The organism is Sphingobacterium sp. UBA3549 (assembly GCF_002376635.1).
In the GTDB taxonomy this organism is placed as follows: domain Bacteria; phylum Bacteroidota; class Bacteroidia; order Sphingobacteriales; family Sphingobacteriaceae; genus Sphingobacterium.
In genome coordinates, this window is record NZ_DFOE01000028.1 from 65,071 (window position 1) to 81,957 (window position 16,887).

General features: G+C 40.6%; 11 protein-coding genes. 4 read left to right on the plus strand and 7 right to left on the minus strand.

The features are described 5' to 3' along the window. Positions 1-35: 35 nt before the first annotated feature. Complete coding sequence (locus B2W36_RS13805) at positions 36-1,547, plus strand: SusD/RagB family nutrient-binding outer membrane lipoprotein (RefSeq protein ID WP_293888229.1); 1,512 nt, start codon at positions 36-38, stop codon at positions 1,545-1,547. A gap of 835 nt (positions 1,548-2,382) precedes the next feature. Here B2W36_RS13805 and fabF read toward each other — a convergent pair. Both fabF and B2W36_RS13815 read right to left on the minus strand, forming a co-directional pair. Beyond that, positions 2,383-3,621 (minus strand): beta-ketoacyl-ACP synthase II, encoded by a 1,239-nt coding sequence (fabF, locus tag B2W36_RS13810; RefSeq protein WP_209575826.1) that lies wholly within the window; start codon positions 3,619-3,621, stop codon positions 2,383-2,385. Positions 3,622-3,682: 61 nt separating this feature from the next. Next, positions 3,683-4,276 (minus strand): TetR/AcrR family transcriptional regulator, encoded by a 594-nt coding sequence (locus B2W36_RS13815; protein WP_209575824.1) that lies wholly within the window; start codon positions 4,274-4,276, stop codon positions 3,683-3,685. Positions 4,277-5,205: 929 nt separating this feature from the next. Here B2W36_RS13815 and B2W36_RS13820 point away from each other — a divergent pair. Then, positions 5,206-7,140: a sensor histidine kinase gene (locus B2W36_RS13820; protein WP_293888231.1), complete on the plus strand. Its 1,935-nt coding sequence runs from the start codon at positions 5,206-5,208 to the stop codon at positions 7,138-7,140. A gap of 12 nt (positions 7,141-7,152) precedes the next feature. Then, positions 7,153-7,776 (plus strand): response regulator, encoded by a 624-nt coding sequence (locus B2W36_RS13825; RefSeq protein ID WP_293888232.1) that lies wholly within the window; start codon positions 7,153-7,155, stop codon positions 7,774-7,776. Positions 7,777-7,789: 13 nt separating this feature from the next. Here the strand turns inward: B2W36_RS13825 and cydB are convergent, their stop codons facing one another. Both cydB and B2W36_RS13835 read right to left on the minus strand, forming a co-directional pair. After that, the gene (gene cydB / locus B2W36_RS13830; protein WP_293888233.1) at positions 7,790-8,866 is read right to left on the minus strand and encodes a cytochrome d ubiquinol oxidase subunit II; all 1,077 of its coding nucleotides are present in this window, start codon (positions 8,864-8,866) and stop codon (positions 7,790-7,792) included. A 6-nt stretch (positions 8,867-8,872) separates the two neighbouring features. Further along, positions 8,873-10,210: a cytochrome ubiquinol oxidase subunit I gene (locus B2W36_RS13835; protein WP_293888234.1), complete on the minus strand. Its 1,338-nt coding sequence runs from the start codon at positions 10,208-10,210 to the stop codon at positions 8,873-8,875. A gap of 227 nt (positions 10,211-10,437) precedes the next feature. Here B2W36_RS13835 and B2W36_RS13840 point away from each other — a divergent pair, with 227 nt between their 5' ends. Beyond that, positions 10,438-11,424, plus strand: coding sequence for a hypothetical protein (locus B2W36_RS13840; protein ID WP_293888236.1), 987 nt, complete (start codon positions 10,438-10,440; stop codon positions 11,422-11,424). 109 nt (positions 11,425-11,533) lie between these two features. Here the strand turns inward: B2W36_RS13840 and bglX are convergent, their stop codons facing one another. The 3 genes from bglX to B2W36_RS13855 form a co-directional block, all read right to left on the minus strand. Continuing rightward, the gene (gene bglX, locus B2W36_RS13845) at positions 11,534-13,810 is read right to left on the minus strand and encodes a beta-glucosidase BglX (protein WP_293888238.1); all 2,277 of its coding nucleotides are present in this window, start codon (positions 13,808-13,810) and stop codon (positions 11,534-11,536) included. A 167-nt stretch (positions 13,811-13,977) separates the two neighbouring features. Continuing rightward, positions 13,978-15,363, minus strand: coding sequence for a glucoamylase family protein (locus tag B2W36_RS13850; protein WP_293881095.1), 1,386 nt, complete (start codon positions 15,361-15,363; stop codon positions 13,978-13,980). A 77-nt stretch (positions 15,364-15,440) separates the two neighbouring features. Continuing rightward, entirely contained in the window at positions 15,441-16,871 is a 1,431-nt protein-coding gene (locus tag B2W36_RS13855; RefSeq protein ID WP_293881093.1) for a RagB/SusD family nutrient uptake outer membrane protein, read from the minus strand. Positions 16,872-16,887: the final 16 nt, after the last annotated feature.

Here is a 16,887-nt window from a genome sequence, read left to right on the forward strand (position 1 = left end):
AAGAGTTTTTTATATTCTCAACAAATACAATGAGTATGAATAAGATTATTAGGAAAACAGGATTAGCTGCTTCGGCGTTATCTCTCCTGTTAATTTCGGGATGTACGAAGAATTTCGAAGAAATAAATACAAACCCGGACGCACTGCCATACAGCCCGCCCACAAATACTTTGGTTAATGTACTCCGCAATACCGGAGAACAGTTTGGTGGGGATGTTGATGGTTATGGTACCTTCGCAGGCTATATTGTTAAGATTCAATATATGGACTTTATGTCAGGATTGGTGCCTACAAATAACACTTATGGCAATCGTTGGTATGCGTGTTATTATAATAATACGCAGCTAAAAGATATGCTTGAGTATACCGAAACGACTGCCGCAGGCTATAAAAATGTTCGCCTTATTGCACGAATCTGGCAAAATTATATGTGGTCCTATTTAACAGATGGATGGAGAAATGTACCATTCACAGAGGCTTTTCAAGGTACTGAAGCTCAAGGCGGTGTTTTAAGAGCAAAATATGATAAGCAGGAGGATATTTATCCAGCAATATTAAAAAGTTTAAAAGAGATTGCTGATGAAATGGCGGAAGGCTATGGAGACGATGCACTGGGAAAAGCTGATGCAATCTATTATATGGGCGACGATCAAGAATCTTTGTCAGCAGAGATGCTGAAGTGGCGGAAGTTTTGTAATTCCTTGAGACTCCGTTTAGCGTTACGCATTTCTGGGGTTGCATCGGATTTAGCAAAATCAACTATAGAAGAAATTGCAGGGAATAAAGGGAAATATCCAGTCTTGGAGGACAATAGTGAAAATTGTGCTTTGACTTATCCTGGAGCTCCACCATATTATGAACCATGGTATAATTCCGGGATGATAGGGAATAGAAGAAATAATTGGGCGCTTTCTGATATTTTTATAGATCATTTAATCGATACTAAGGATCCTCGTATTGCTACGGTTGCTTTAAAAGCAAATGACGGAGAATATCGCGGCTATCCTAATGGAGCAAAGCAAGGTCCTTCGAGCCTAACATCGGTTTCTTGGATAGGTGATCGCTATATAACCAATGCAGCTGGTGCAACACCATTTTTTAAATCTTGTGAAACTTACTATATTTTGGCTGAGGCAGCAATGCTAGGGTATAATGTGGGGATATCTGCACAGACAGCCTATGAAAAAGCAGTAAATCTATCCATGGAAGATAATGGTATTTCTACGGAAGCTACAAATGCATATTTAGAGGGGGCGGGGCGATGGAATAATACAAAAGAACGTATTTGGTGGGATATGTGGGTAGCGCTGTTTAAGGAAAATTTTGAAGCATGGAGTTTATACCGCAGAACTGGAGTTCCTACAACAAATTATCCTTCGTTGAATTCTATTTTTGGGAAGAAGCACAATGATCAACCATGGCGATTACCGTACCCCAATAACGAATATTTATACAACAAAGCGAATACTGATGCCGCGGCGGCCCAAGTAATTGACAATGTCTGGGGTGAACAGATGTGGTGGGATAAACGGACAGGAAAATTTTAATTTCATATGTTTATTATTACCTAGCGAGGCAACTTCGGTTGTCTCGCTATTTTTTTTCATAAATTTTTATCCTGTCTTAAAGAATTAATCATTGCTTCTATAGATTTTTTTAAGTCGAATGCATCTACAAATCCAAGTGATTGTAATTTTAGACTAACTGTATTTCTACCATCCGGTTGTCTGGGAATATGTTGGAGAATCCCCTTTGTAGATTCTAGTCCGATAAGGTCGTGCAATTTCATATTTCCATTTGCATTTTCTGTCTTGTATAAACAGTTTTATTTGAACGCTTCAATTAAATTTCCCTTTGATTTGGAGCGGCAACACATTGGGACCAAAAGGTGACCAAATTGTACCTTTTGACACTACTTGTTCAGTGCTCGTTCAGTGCTTGCTCAGTGATTCGTCAGTCAGGACTGAATAATCAGTGACCGATAACTGTCTAAATATTGATTGAAAATTGTGATTAGCTATAATTTGGTAATGCTTTTGTATTTATTTTTGCAGCTAGCTTAAATTATGATCAGCAAGTGATTGCGTCAACGATTAAAAAGGCAGTATTCATTATCAAACCAAGTATGCGATCCCGCCTGCTGTTCTCATAGCCTGTGAGAAAGCGATAACAAGCTCATCTAAATAATGGTGGGATTGATTGAGGGGAGTATAGTGTCCGCAAAAAGTAGATCTACAAATAGCATTGGACAAAAAAATAGGCATAAAAAAAGGTTTTCAAACGGGGAGAATGAAAACCTTAAATAACCAATTATAAACCTAAATTATGATAGTACAAAGATAGTGTGTTTAATACACTTTGTCAAGAATTATTTCAAAAAAATTAAATCTTTTTGAAAACTATACTCGAATTGTGTCCTCCAAACCCAAATGCATTGCTCATTGCTGCAGTCACGGTTTTTTCCAGTGGCTGATTGATCACAATATTTACCCCTTCCGGAATCTCCGGATCTATATTTTCGATGTTTATCGTTGCGGGGATAACATTGTTGTTGATAGATTTTACGGCAATGATTGCTTCGATAGCCCCCGCCGCACCAAGTAAATGTCCTGTCATTGACTTGGTAGAACTGACCCATAAATTGTTGGAGTTGCCAAAAGCGCGTTGCATCGCTTTTAGTTCAGCGATATCTCCAACCGGAGTTGAAGTAGCGTGGAGATTTAAATAGTCGAGCTCGCTGATGTTAATTTTGGCTTCCTCCAACGCTAGAGACATGGCTTTTGCAGCAGCTATTCCTTCGGGGTGGGGAGAAGTCATATGGTAAGCGTCCGCAGTCATTGAAGCTCCTACAAGTTCTGCATAAATTTTTGCGCCTCTTTGCTTTGCATGTTCGTACTCTTCGAGGATAAGCGCACCGGCACCTTCTCCCATGACAAAGCCGTCGCGATCGCGGTCAAATGGTCTGCTTGCAGTCTGTGGGCTATCATGCCGGCTCGACATGGCCTTCATGGCAGAAAAGCCTCCAACGGAAGCGGGTGTGATGGGAGCCTCGGAGCCGCCACTGATAAAAACTTTTGCTTTCCCTAATCGAATGTAATTGAAGGCATCCATAAAAGCAGTATTGGATGTTGCGCACGCCGATACTGTTGTGTAGTTGATTCCTTTTAAACCATATTTCATCGATATCATTCCAGAAGCCATATTCACGATGAGGCGCGGAACGAAAAATGGACTGAATCGCGGTTTGTAATCTCCCGTTACGTAACCTTCTACCTCTTTTTCGAAAGTTTCCATTCCACCCTGACCAACACCCCAAATGACACCGATGTCAAAGGGATCCATGCTTTCAGGTACTAGTCCCGAATCTTCTAGTGCTTGAGCTGCACTGTATAACGCATATTGCGTGAAAAGATCACTCCTTTTGATTTCATTTCTATCTAAGTATTTTTCGGGCTGAAATTGCTTAATTTCACTTGCAATCTGTGTTCGAAATAGGGATGCATCAAAACGGCTAATCGCTGCTGTGCGGTTTTCACCGCGCAAAATGTTATTCCAGAATGTATCAATGTTTTCTCCCAGCGGATTTATGGTTCCCATGCCGGTAACTACAACTCTTTTCATCTCTTTTTATTTTAATATTTTTGTAATAATATACCGATTGGTATTTGAATTTTTAAAAAAACTAACTTTTGATTTCCCGGTTGACCATTTCTCTCATTTTTTCTAAGACAATCGCTAAATCTTTTCCTCTTCCGGTAATTTTTGAAAGCAAAATTCCGCCCTCGATCATCGCCATAAACGTAATGGCGTAATCCTCAGCAGAAACATCTTGCTTAAATTCTCCATTTTTTATTCCTTCCTCCAGAATCAAGATTAAACGCTGGCGCCAAAGGTCAAATGAACGCTTCACTTTTGGCGTTAAAAAAGGCAGTGAATCATCTGCTTCAACAGCAGCGTTCATCATTGGACATCCGCCAGAGGCTGCGATAGCTTTAAAATTCTCTTTGTAGAAATCAAAAAAAGACAAAAGCTTCTTTAACGCTGTTTTTTGCTGAATAATCTGCTGATGAACCGCATCGGAAATGTTTTTGCTCTGATAAGTATAAACATGTATGGCCAGATCGTCTTTGTCCTTAAAATTACCATAAATACTTCCTTTTGTTAAGCCTGTCGCTGTTGTGATATCTGATAGGGAAGTCGCAAAGTAACCTTTTTTATTAAAGATGGGCGCAGTTTTCTCAATAATAAATTGCCGTGTGTGTTCTGCTTTCGACATGATGAATTCTATTCTTTGCGTGCAAATATAGAAAATACTTATCGGTATATTACTAGTTTCTTAGCATTAATTCGATAGGGTAGCCTTATTTCTTTTCCATAATGCGATACGTACAACGTGGAGCGTTGTCTATTATATATTCCGTTCTGCTGATGACATAGGCCGGACCGACCAGTTGTTGAAAATTCTTCAGCCTGTTAGCTGCTATAACCTTGAGTTTTTTTCAATTGAGTCGATATCCCTTACTGCCTCGGCATATTTTTGATATATCTTAGACTCCTGGTCACTAAAAAGTAGATTTAACGCATTCCCGCCAAGCACATGTTAAATCGATTGTAACAATTGTACCGCAATTTCAGCGTGACTATCTCGAAATCTTAGCATACCTTGTGAAGACAGGATGTAGTTTTAAAACGTAAAGTATGATGAAATCGGCGCTTTTTGAGTCCGATAATCCAAATGTGCTGTCTTCGGCGTACCAACCAGTGTAAGCTAGATTGGCTGATCGATATTGCGACAAAAAAGAGCAGCTAATATCTTTTAAAAACGCCTCTCGGGCTATCTGGAGGCGTTTTTTTTAGTTGAAATATTTTGGCCTGTTTTTAAATAGACTAGCCTATTCTTGTGTTGGCAATTAATTTCAAAAAAGTAGAAGAATGTCTTTAACAATTCATTGTGGAGATATATCTTTGTTTTTTTGCGATCCGCCATTTGATTATGCGGTTTTCCGGCATGTATTTTCTGCTGTCGACATTGATGAAGTCTAATAGCATGCTAATAGAAGTAGATTGAAGTCTTGAACCACCATAAGATATTCAGTATTACATATTATATAACCATTGGCTGAAAAGGCCCGATTTAGTTTAGTTGTTTAAATGATATAATATATTGGATTAATGATGTTTCAGTTGAAAGAGTTAATGAAGATAATGGCCTTTTTTATAGTATACTTTACTATACATGCTGCAGCTGGACAGAGTTTCCTACCATTGGATGAGAATAAATATCGAGTTGACGCGGAGAAGTTATTGCTATCGAGGTCCAATGATAGTGTGAAGGCAATGCAACATTTTTATTTGGCAGATTACTATCGATTTAGAGATACGGCGAAATTTTGGAATCATATGCGTGCGGGTGAGCGGTTGGCTAGGCCATTCAGGACCTTACAGGCCATGGGCGCATTATATAAAAGCTATTATTATGGGCAATTCCTGGATAGTAAAAACGCGAGCATTGAAGTCCAGAAATGTATCGACCTGCTTGGCAATACGCAAAAGCCTTTCCAACAAGGGCTATTGGCTAGAGCATGGTACAATCTGGGCTTGATTCGATTTCCTAAAAAGGGATTTGCTGACTTTTTGGATATTCTTAATGGGAAGTGCTTACCGTACGCTAAAGCGCACGATCCTATTATGGAAGGTAGTATAAATACGATGATCGGTATGACTTTTATGTCGTCCAATCAGCTTGCAAAAGCGGATGAATACCATCAGTTGGCGATTAAGCAGCTTGAGCAGCAACCTCCGAGTGCCGCACTTTTAGTAACTTACCTCAACGCAGTAAGCAATTATTGCTATCAGGTAAAATCCAAAGAAGCAAAAATCTTATTGGACAAAGCCAAGCAGCTATTGGACGAGTATCCAAATTCTTCTCAGCTGCCCAATTACTATTACAACGAGGCTCTTTACTTTACGACAAAGCAGCAAACGGATGAGGCGTTAAGGTTATTGGATATCGGTTTGGATTGGTCGGTCAAGATGAACAATTGGAAATTATTCCAGATGATGCGGTTCAGAAAGTTTAATGTGTATCTCCTGCAGAAAAAGTATGCCGATGCCAAACTGCAGCTGGAGGAAATTGTAAAAAATGGCCTATTGACCCGAGATCTTTATAATAGCAAAATAGTATATAGTCAACTGGCAGCCGTAAATGAGCTGATGGGTAATTATCAGGATGCACTGAAGATGTCCAATACCGCAAATAAGCTATCCGATAGCATTCTGCAGGTCCAACTGCTGGAAAAAATGAATGAGATGGAGACCAAGTATAAGACCGTTGAAAAGGAAAAGGAGATTCTGAATCTGCGTGCAGAAAAGGACCGGAACCAATTTCGAGTTTTTCTAGTTTTGGGTATTGCTATTTTGCTTTTCTTCATTGTGCTATTTACTGCTTTTTTTTACAGAAAGCAGCGGAAGCTCAATACACAGATACGGCTCAACCACGACATAGTATTGGAAAAATTGGAAAAGGAAAAGCAGTTGCAAATTTCGGAATCTATGCTCAAGGGGGAGCAGCAGGAGCGGCAGCGCATTGCTCAGGATCTGCACGACAGCATAGGCGGTATGTTGACAGGGTTAAAATTTAAGATTGCGGGCGACGTAGCGAAGAGTACAATCTTGACGGACGAAATACCGCAGAAGCTGAATGATATTTTGGGCGAAGTAAGGCGGATCTCACATAATCTAATGCCTGCATCTTTACGTCAGTTTGGGTTGATAGCAGCATTGGAGCAATTATGTCTGGCAATGAAAAATAGTCATGTTTCCATTCAGTTTGAGAATTACGAACCTGAATTGAATGTCGATTTTCAAAAAGGATTGGCCCTCTATCAAATTGTTCAAGAAGCGATTTCAAATGCACTAAAGTATGCAAATGCAGATACGATTATTGTTCAGGTAAGTAAATCGGAAGAAATATTACATATACTTGTGGAGGATAATGGTAAAGGCTTTGATTCCTCCGTATTAAATTATGGATTGGGATTAAATAATATGGTCAATAGGATTAAATGGATCAACGGATCAATTGACATTCACAGCAAGCTTGGATCCGGAACCCAAATCGAAATTGCTATAACTGTTTAAATTGGCTGAGTCATGAAGATAATTGCGGTGTTAGATGATCATCCCTTACTGTTGGAAGGAGTTGTTTCTTTTCTCAATAATCAGGACGGGTATCGGGTATATCCATTTTTGGAAGAGGTGGCCATGATTGAATTTTTGGATACAACGAGAGTTGACTTGGTTCTGATGGATATGCAGCTTTCCAACATTAGCGGCGTAGATGTATGTAGGCAGGTCAGGAAGCAATTCCCTTTGGTTCCTATAGTCGCCTTGAGCAATTTAGCCGATGGCAATCTTATTTTTCAGTTTATGCGTGCCGGCGGAAATGGCTATATTTTAAAGGATGTGTCCAACGAGGAATTTTTAGGTTGCGTACAACTGGGGATAGATGGCAAAGAATCAATTTGTGATCGTGCAAAAGAGCTATACACGGGCGCAGTTGCCACAATGAAAAGCCTTCCTAGGCTGACACAACGTGAAAAGGAGATTTTGATTTTGATTTCAAATGGACTGACAACGAATCAGATCGCAGAAAAGTTATTTTTAAGCCCAGTTACTGTAGAAACGCATCGGCGTAATCTACTGACTAAATTCAAAGTCAAAAATATGATTAAACTTGTACAGTTTGCAATGAAGCATAAGTTATTGGACCTTTAATCGAGGGCGCATCTTAGTGTTCGCCGTAACCTACATTATCTAGCTTACCTTTGAATACTCTAAATTGGATGATGAAATAGGCTATTACTAAAATGGCAGCAACTATAAACCAGCCTAAACCTACAGAAAGACCATATTCGTGTGCAGCAGTATTTTGAATCGTCAAGGACGGATTTACGTCATTCGTTGATGGTAATAATATGGGAAACATGGAAGCCACGGTTGTGGCAAAGCTCCCGAGTATAAAGAGGGATGAAAACAAGAAGCCCATACCGTCTTTCTTAAAGCTCCTGATCCAGAATAGTCCGAGCAATCCAGCTGCTGCAATTAGGGGAAATAACCATAGCCAATAATGATTTTGAAAATTGCTTAAAGAGATGGGTTTTACGTAATGCCATACATAGGCTGATAGCATAACGAGAATAAGCAAGACAATGTTGAGTTTAAAAACAATACGTTTTAATCTATCGTTTAAGGTGCTGGAGGTTTTGAGGATAATCCAGCCTGCTCCATGAATCGTCAATGTAACGACAGCGACTAAACCCAATATAACGGTAAACCAGTCAATAATGCCTTGATGCTGGGCTAAGGGGTCAAAGGTCGGGTTCCAAAGTGCAAGGAAAAAATAATGTGCCTCCTGTGTTGATACACCATTTTCGACCATACCAAGATTGACTCCACGAACGACGTTTCCCAGGGCCGCGCCAAAGAAAAGCGCAAGCAATAAACTTGCTAGTCCAAAGGCTTTGTCCCACAAAGCTTCCCAAAGGCGATGGTGTATCTGACCTCTCAACTCGAGGCTTATTGCCCTAAAAATAAGTAGCCATAACACAAGCATTAGCGGTAGGTAAAATCCACTGAAAGAGGAAGCGTAAAGCGTAGGGAAAGCAAAAAACAAGACACCTCCGGAAGCAATAAGCCACACTTCATTGGCATCCCAAAATGGTCCAATGGAATTCGTTACAGCTTTTTTCTCCTGTTCCGTCTTAGCGAAAAATAGATGGACAATTCCTGCTCCAAAATCGTACCCATCGAGTACAATATAGATTCCCAACATAAAAGTTAATACGATAAACCAAAATATTTCCATAGCTAATTAGGTTAATGCAGGGTAAGTTTCGGGACCTTTTTTAATGATTTTGAGGACTAACATCAGAAATAGTAAACCCAAAAGAATGTACAGACCAACGAATCCCAGAAAGGTGAATAAGGTGTTTCCAGAAGAGACTGTAGGGGATACACCGTCTACCATTCGCATGAGATTATACACAAGCCAAGGTTGTCTTCCAAGCTCGGCCGTGTACCAGCCTGCCGTATTGGCGATATAGGGAAAAGGGATCATAAACATGATAATCCATAATAACCATTTTGTTTGGTATAATCTGTTTCTCCAAAGCAGTAGCACTGCGAGCACCATGACTCCAATGAATATGGTACCAAGACCTACCATGATGTGATAACTATAATAAAGTCCAGGCACGTTCGTTGGGTGTAACGATTGGTCGAATTCATTTAATCCCTTAATTTCTGCATCCCAGCGTTGATAGGTAAGAAAACTGAGGACATTCGGTACGGCTATTTTATTATCCAATTTTTTATTTTCCATGTCCGGTTGACCGATCAGAACAATCTCTGATCCGCCTTTTTCTGTTTTGAAAATTCCTTCCATCCCAGCAAAGGCAGCGGGTTGGTATTTTACCACATTTTTTGCAGCCAAATCTCCGGTAGGAAAGGCAAGCATCACCGAAGAGATCGCACCAAAGATGACCCCGCTTTTAACGAATATCTTACCAAATTTGCTATGCCTGTCACTGAGCAGATAAAATGCGCCAATAGAAGCAACAAAAAAGGAACTTGTAACCAAAGATGCGGCTTGATTGTGAAGATAGGAGGGCCAGAGCCATGGATTACTGAATAATGCGCTAAAATTATTCAGTATAAATTTGCCGTTTTCAAGAATCTCATAGCCCACCGGATGTTGCATCCAAGAATGTGTGGCTATAATCAGGAAGCCACTGGCCCAGGATCCAATAAAGACCATTAGTCCTGATAGAAAATGGAGCTTATGGCCGAGCAACTTTTCTCCAAAAAGGAACATTCCTAGAAACGAAGATTCTAGGAAAAAGGAGAACATGCCCTCCATAGCTAGGGTCTGCCCAATAATCCCACCGGTAAGTTCCGAAAACTTCGCCCAGTTTGTGCCAAACTGAAACTCCATGGGGATGCCCGTGACAACGCCCATGGTAAAATTAAGGGCGAAGATTTTCATCCAAAATTTTGAAGCGTGGTTGTAATCTTCGTTTTGAGTCTGCAGAAATTTCCATTTAAAGTACACGATCATCAGCGATAAACCCATGGTCAATTGGGGGAAAAGATAATGAAATGTAATAGTAAATGCGAACTGAAGCCGATTGTAGAGAATCATATCTTCCATGGATCCGAAGTTTTGGTTAAAAGACAGCTAAATATAGCCATTTTATTTCCCGATTTAGCTTGGAGCCAATTTATTTTTTGCTAAAAATTGTTCATTTTTATCATTTTCTGAGTTAATTGTAAAATAGTAGAACGATAATCCCTCATGACTCACCATAATCCCTTATTTATCTTATCTTCGTCCGATTTAATGATGGACTAGAAAGGGAGAGAAGAACATAAAGGGAAATGAAGAAAATAATCATTTTGATGGGTGTTTTATTAATACCTGTACTTTTAATTGTCGTAAATAATATCGGTCGCGGAAGAACTGCTAAAGATAATATTGTATTTAGGAGCAAATTATCGGATTACAATCTGTTCAAAGGTAAATTGGCTGATCTTGTGCCAAACGACCAAGGGATTTCCTATGAATTAGCATCTGCCTTATTCACAGACTATGCTGATAAAAAGCGTGCAATCTTTCTTCCCAAAGGGGAAAAAATGAGTGCATCGGACGATGGACTACCCGAATTCCCCAATGGTACTATCATAGCTAAAACTTTTTTCTATTCGGCAGCAAATGTGGTAAAAGGGGCTAAATTACAGCTGCTTGAGACTAGGCTTATTATCAATAAAGATGGGCAATGGAATGCGGCTACCTATCAATGGAATGCAGCTCAAGATGAAGCTTTTCTACTCATGGACAGCGCTTCCGTTCATGTTTCGTTTCTAGACAGCAAAGGTGTCGAAAGACAGACGAATTATATCATTCCTTCGCGGGAGGATTGTATCGCATGCCACCGTCAAGGAAATCATATGCTTCCAATAGGTCCCAAAATAAGAAATATGAACCGTATTGTCCATGTCAATAAAGAACCTCTCCAGCAATTGTTATATTTGAGGGATAGGGGTATGCTTGATTTAAAATCGTTGAGTGATTTTAGCGCCCTGCCAAGTTATGATGATGTGACCCGGTCGACACCTGTGCGAGCACGTGCTTATTTGGATCTTAATTGCGCCCATTGTCATAATCCTAAAGGTACCGCTTATATGACTATGCTGGATCTCCGTTACGAAAGCCCCTTGAATGAAACTGGAATTTTGTTGAAACAGGCCAAGATGATTGGAAGAATGTCAACATTAGGAGAGATGCATATGCCCCAAAAGGGAACCACAATCTTGCATGATGACGGAATATCGTTGATCAAAACCTATTTGAAATCTTTAAAATAAAAGGTCTTTTAAAGATGAAGTTGTTAGCATCGACTGACGATCGCCACAGAAAAACAAAGCGGCACTTATTGATTTAAGTGCCGCTTTGTTTTTTTATAGAAAAATAGTTTTAAAGCAATTCAAATTCTTTTTCTTTGACATCGCGACTGTTGGGGCCAATGTACACTTTGAAATTTCCTGGCTCTGCGATATAATTCAGGCTGTTGTCAAAAAATTTCAAATCATCCACGTTAATTTTAAAGTTTACCGTTTTTTGTTCTCCTTTTTTAAGGAATATTTTCTGAAACCCTTTTAGTTCTTTTACGGGACGCGTAACTGATGCGACTACGTCTTGTATATAGAGCTGTATAGTTTCCTCAGCATCATAGTTTCCAGTATTACTGATGTCTATACTCGCTTGTAGCGTACCTTTTTCGTCGATTTTGGTACGGTCGAGACGAATGTCACTATAGGTAAAGGTCGTATAACTTAAACCATATCCAAAAGGGTAAAGTGGCGAATTACTTACATCGAGGTAATTGGATTTAAATTTTTCAAAATCACCTGAGTTTCCGTAAGGTCTACCGGTATTCTTGTGCGCGTAATAAATCGGAATCTGACCAACATTACGTGGGAAAGTTGCCGTAATTTTTCCCGATGGTACAACATCTCCAAATAAGACATCAGCCACTGCTTTTCCAGTTTCTGTCCCACCAAACCAAACATTTAATATCGCGGGCACGTGAGCATCTTCCCATGTGAGCGTCAGTGGTCGACCCGTAAATAGCACAAGAACAACTGGCTTTCCGGTAGCCAACAATGCTTTTAAAAGATTCTGTTGATTTTTTGGAATATCCAGTTCAGATCGACTGGAGCTTTCTCCAGACATTTCCGACGATTCGCCGAGCGCAGCGACGACGACATCGGACTGCTGGGCAACTTTCACGGCTTCTGCAATGATCTCTTCTTCTTTTCGGGGATCACGTGCGATTGTACGTCCAAACATAGTTGCATGTTTTTGGTAATTCGGATCCTCCAACAGATTACTGCCTAGGTGTGTCAGGATATTTACTTTGTTACCCAATACAGCTTTCATGCCCTCAACCAACGAGGCCGTTTTGTCTAGTTCAGCACTGACACTCCAGGTTCCTGGCATATTTGCTCCTGAATTGGCTAAAGGGCCAATAACAGCGACTGTGCCCGTTTTTTTCAATGGAAGCGCTTGGTTTTCATTTTTCAATAAAACAAAAGATTTTGCTGCAATTTCTCTTGCTTTCGCATGATTGGCTTCAGATCCAATCACTGTTTTCGCCCGTTTTTCATCACAATAGCGATATGGATCATCAAATAAGCCTAATTTGTACTTGGCTTCCAAAACAAAACGGCAAGCCCTGTCAATATCTGCGATTTTGACTTTTCCAGCGTCCAAAGATTTCTTTAGCGTCGTAAGAAACCCTTCACCGACCATATCCATATCAACACCCGCATTGAGACTTAAAGCAGACACCTGCTGGAGGTCACCTAGACCGTGTGCCGTTAATTCATTTACCGCTGTATAATCGGTTACGACCAATCCTTTAAAGCCCCATTGTTTGCGTAAAACATCAGTCATTAACCATTTGTTTGCTGAAGCAGGGACACCATTAATATCGTTAAAAGACGTCATAATACTTCCAGCTCCGGCGTCTATTGCTGCTTTGTAAGGAGGTAAATATTCATTGTACATCCGGTGAAGGCTCATATCCGTGCTATTATAATCACGACCGCCTTCGGCTGAACCGTATAGGGCAAAATGTTTGACGCAGGCCATCATGGTGTTGTATGCCGCGAGATTATCACCTTGGAAACCATGGACGATAGCCTCAGCAACCCTTGAGCTAAGATAGGTATCTTCACCTGCACCTTCAGAAATACGACCCCATCGTGGATCGCGAGAAATATCGACCATTGGCGAAAATGCCCAATTGATTCCATCCGCAGTAGCTTCCTCTGCCGCAATACGTGCAGATTGCTGAATTAAATTCATATCCCAAGTAGCGGCAAGTCCCAAAGGAATAGGGAATACGGTACGGTACCCATGAATGACATCCATACCAAAGATAATGGGTATTTTTAAACGGGACTGTTTAATGGCTATCTCCTGTGTTTTGCGGATCTTAGCGGGGGTACTCATGCTGAAAATACCACCGATTTGACCATTTCTAATTTTTGATTCCACATCAGTGGAGACAGTCGTTCCTGTAGTCGCCTCACCACCTGTTACTAGATTAAGTTGTCCAATCTTTTCTTCGACAGTCATCTTAGCCATCAGCTGATCAATGAACTTGTCCATTTTCTGATTGCTTTGAGCCGAACTTGTATGCCAAGCTAGAAATGCAAGAAGGAAAGCACCTACTACTTTTTTCATCTTATTATCTTTTGTTTATGTGCGCATGAATCTTCTACTCTGCGCTACTTAATATTTAGGGTAGATGTTCAATTTTAATTGTTGAACTTTTTGATACTATGCAATGTTATTTTCGTGGTAGGAACCATTTTCAACGTGTGATGGATCGAAAATGATTCCACAGACCACTATTTTAAATAGGGACTTGTAAAACCAAGTTTTTTTAGTCCCTGTTGAATTTCCGGGGCTTGCATAAAAAGATCCCAGATTTTACCAGTTCTATAGTTTTCGATCATCACTATAATAGGTCCCTGATCAATCGCCAGATACCGTTGTGGATACCAATTTGCTGTTTCGCTATACGCGTCGTAATAGCCATATTTACCCCAAATTTTGTCGCCAAGTTGTTTGTCGAGGTATTGTGCAAATTGAATGCTTTCGTGCGGTGTATAGGGAATGGATGATAATGCCGCTGTTGGCGCGATCACGCCAGGATCGTTGTCTGGGTGATGGGCATCATAACCGTTGATGGAATAACTGGCTGTCCAGCCCCATCCTTTAGAGGAACCATAACCCGTGTAGCCTTTTGGGTTTAGATCAGCATAGGCCAAATTTATTTTGGCATGGTTGCTTGTTGCTTCCCAGTAATCTGCATATTGATCTTTTAATCCCTTGGGGCTTAATCCTAAATAAGAATAATGCTCCCAGAAAAGTGGCCCCACTTCGCCTTCTTTGGCATTATGCTTAAGGACGAGTGGAATGTCATATTTTTTAGCTGCTGTTTTAATCGCACCTGATCTTGCCCAGCCCTCATGGTATACCGATGGAGCAATAGGATAAGTAGGCGAGGAGGCTGCTAAGATATAGGTGATCAGACATTCATCATACCCTCTTACCGGGTGATTTTGTTGAAAGTTAAATTTGGGGCTCCAATGCCAATACATGACATTTTGCCCATTTGTATAATGATTCCAATTGATTTCTTTCCATAGCTTGTCAGCCTTTTGGGCAACCTTTTGAGCAGAATCATCTTTATCCTTTAGGTACTCCCGAATGGCAATCAGACCCTGTGCTAAGAATGCGGTTTCAACAATATCGCCGCCATTATCTTTTTCACTGAATGGTTTAGCTGTGCCTAGTTCGCCATCATACCAGTGAGCCCATGCACCTTTGAACCGTTCGATTTTTCCTAAGTAATCCATGATGTGATCCAATTTTTGGACACCTTGTTCTTTGCTGATAAACCCGCGTTCCATGGCGACAATCATCCCCATAAGACCGAACCCACTACCACCTATGGTGACGACGTTACGGTCATTTTGAGGGTAGACACCATCCATATGGATGCGTTCCCTGGCGAGGCCAGAAGTAGGCTCCGCACCTTCCCAAAAATATTGAAATGTGTGTTGCTGAATATTGGTCAATAGCGAATCTTCATTGACGCGGCCTGCATTTGTTGAATCAATTTTTGAGGGATTGTCTGGACTGCTATTGATAGCATTTTGGCACGAACTGCTGAGAATAAGCGCCAAAGCTATACCGGTGAATACGGGATATGCTATTCGTTTTCTCATGGATATGTTGTTTAATTCTTGAAAAAATGTTCAAACGGCCAAAGGCCGTTTGAACGGAGTTACTTTTACTTATATGATTACCAACCGGTATTCTGCGACATTTCTGGAGTTTGGATACGTTGATCTTCCGGAATAGGGAAAAGCATCATTTTCTCCTGGAACGCTTTTCCATTGGCTGCCATGGCTGCTTTAGCCTGTTTTGTACGAATGAGATCAAACCAGCGGTCGTGCTCAAATGCCAATTCAAGGCGTCTTTCTTTCCAGATCAATTGACGGAGCTGTGCCTGGTCTGTTGTTGTTACATTAGGCAGTTTCACACGAGTACGAACAGTGTTTAACGCTGTGAGTGCCTCACTGTTATTTCCTAGTTCATTCGCAGCCTCAGCAAGGATAAGGTAAATTTCGCCCAGACGAAGGTAACGTACATTTTTATCACCATCAGCTGCACCTCCGTTTGCAGAAGAATACGCTTTTTCATTGTACATCGGATTCTCTACACCATTGTCAATCAGACGACCGTCGTAAAGAGTTTCACCCCTGAAAATAATCGTTGCATCGCGACGGATATTATCTTTTTCGGCATTGAAGGCATCCAATAGGTTTTGGCTTGGAATATTAAAACCCCAGCCTAAATTGACGGCTCCACCACGAGGCGCCTGTACCTGACTATATTGTTGGATGCCGTGAGCAATGGAAGTACCACGGGCTTGCCATTCAAAGAGTGATTCCGGACCATTTTCTCCCGCTAATCGCCAAATCGTTGCATAATCCGGCTCAAGGCTGTATCCACCTGATGTAATGACAGTCTTAGCCATATCAGCCGCTTGTTGCCATTTGCTTTGGTACAAATATACCTTCGATAGCAATCCTTGTGCAGCCCCTTTGGTCGCTCTGCCTAAATCTTTTGCTGCATAAGCAGATTTGATAGGTAGGTTGTCAATAGCAAATTGTAGATCTGCTTCAATATAGGCATACACTTCAGCTGCAGGTTCTCTCTTTATATAATCTCGTTCTTGGATAGGCACATCACCCCAACCCCGTACAAGATAAAAGTAATTCAAAGCACGAAGAAAACGGGCTTCAGCAATTAATCTATTTTTATAGGTTTCATCAGTTAAACCGTAATTTTCAGTATATTCTATGGCTCTTGTCGCGCGACCAATAGATTTATACCAACGCGCCCACATGGAAAGAAAGGATCCAGTTGTTGAGGTATAGGTTAGATTGTCTAAACTTAGTTTATCGCCGCCAGCATCGGTTTCAGAGCTGCCTTTATCTGCATTATCAGAAATCATTTCTGTAATGCCTATATACGAAAATGAGTAATCCCAGTCGGTAAACATGCCGTAGATTCCATTGACATATTGCTCTGGTGTATAAATTTCTTCACTATCCTCAGCTTCAACCAGTTCCTTTGAGGGTACATCCAGGAAATTATTGTCTTTGCAGCTCTGTAATGCAATTCCTGCAGTGAACATGAGCGCTATATAGAGTTTGTTAATTTTCATTGTTTTCAAAACTAAT

Bases quoted from the DNA above. Each gene is read 5' to 3' on its own strand.
- B2W36_RS13805 (WP_293888229.1), top strand. From the start codon at position 36: ATGAATAAGATTATTAGGAAAACAGGATTAGCTGCTTCGGCGTTATCT.
- fabF (WP_209575826.1), bottom strand. From the start codon at position 3,621: ATGAAAAGAGTTGTAGTTACCGGCATGGGAACCATAAATCCGCTGGGA.
- B2W36_RS13815 (WP_209575824.1), bottom strand. From the start codon at position 4,276: ATGTCGAAAGCAGAACACACACGGCAATTTATTATTGAGAAAACTGCG.
- B2W36_RS13820 (WP_293888231.1), top strand. From the start codon at position 5,206: ATGGCCTTTTTTATAGTATACTTTACTATACATGCTGCAGCTGGACAG.
- B2W36_RS13825 (WP_293888232.1), top strand. From the start codon at position 7,153: ATGAAGATAATTGCGGTGTTAGATGATCATCCCTTACTGTTGGAAGGA.
- cydB (WP_293888233.1), bottom strand. From the start codon at position 8,866: ATGGAAATATTTTGGTTTATCGTATTAACTTTTATGTTGGGAATCTAT.
- B2W36_RS13835 (WP_293888234.1), bottom strand. From the start codon at position 10,210: ATGGAAGATATGATTCTCTACAATCGGCTTCAGTTCGCATTTACTATT.
- B2W36_RS13840 (WP_293888236.1), top strand. From the start codon at position 10,438: ATGAAGAAAATAATCATTTTGATGGGTGTTTTATTAATACCTGTACTT.
- bglX (WP_293888238.1), bottom strand. From the start codon at position 13,810: ATGAAAAAAGTAGTAGGTGCTTTCCTTCTTGCATTTCTAGCTTGGCAT.
- B2W36_RS13850 (WP_293881095.1), bottom strand. From the start codon at position 15,363: ATGAGAAAACGAATAGCATATCCCGTATTCACCGGTATAGCTTTGGCG.
- B2W36_RS13855 (WP_293881093.1), bottom strand. From the start codon at position 16,871: ATGAAAATTAACAAACTCTATATAGCGCTCATGTTCACTGCAGGAATT.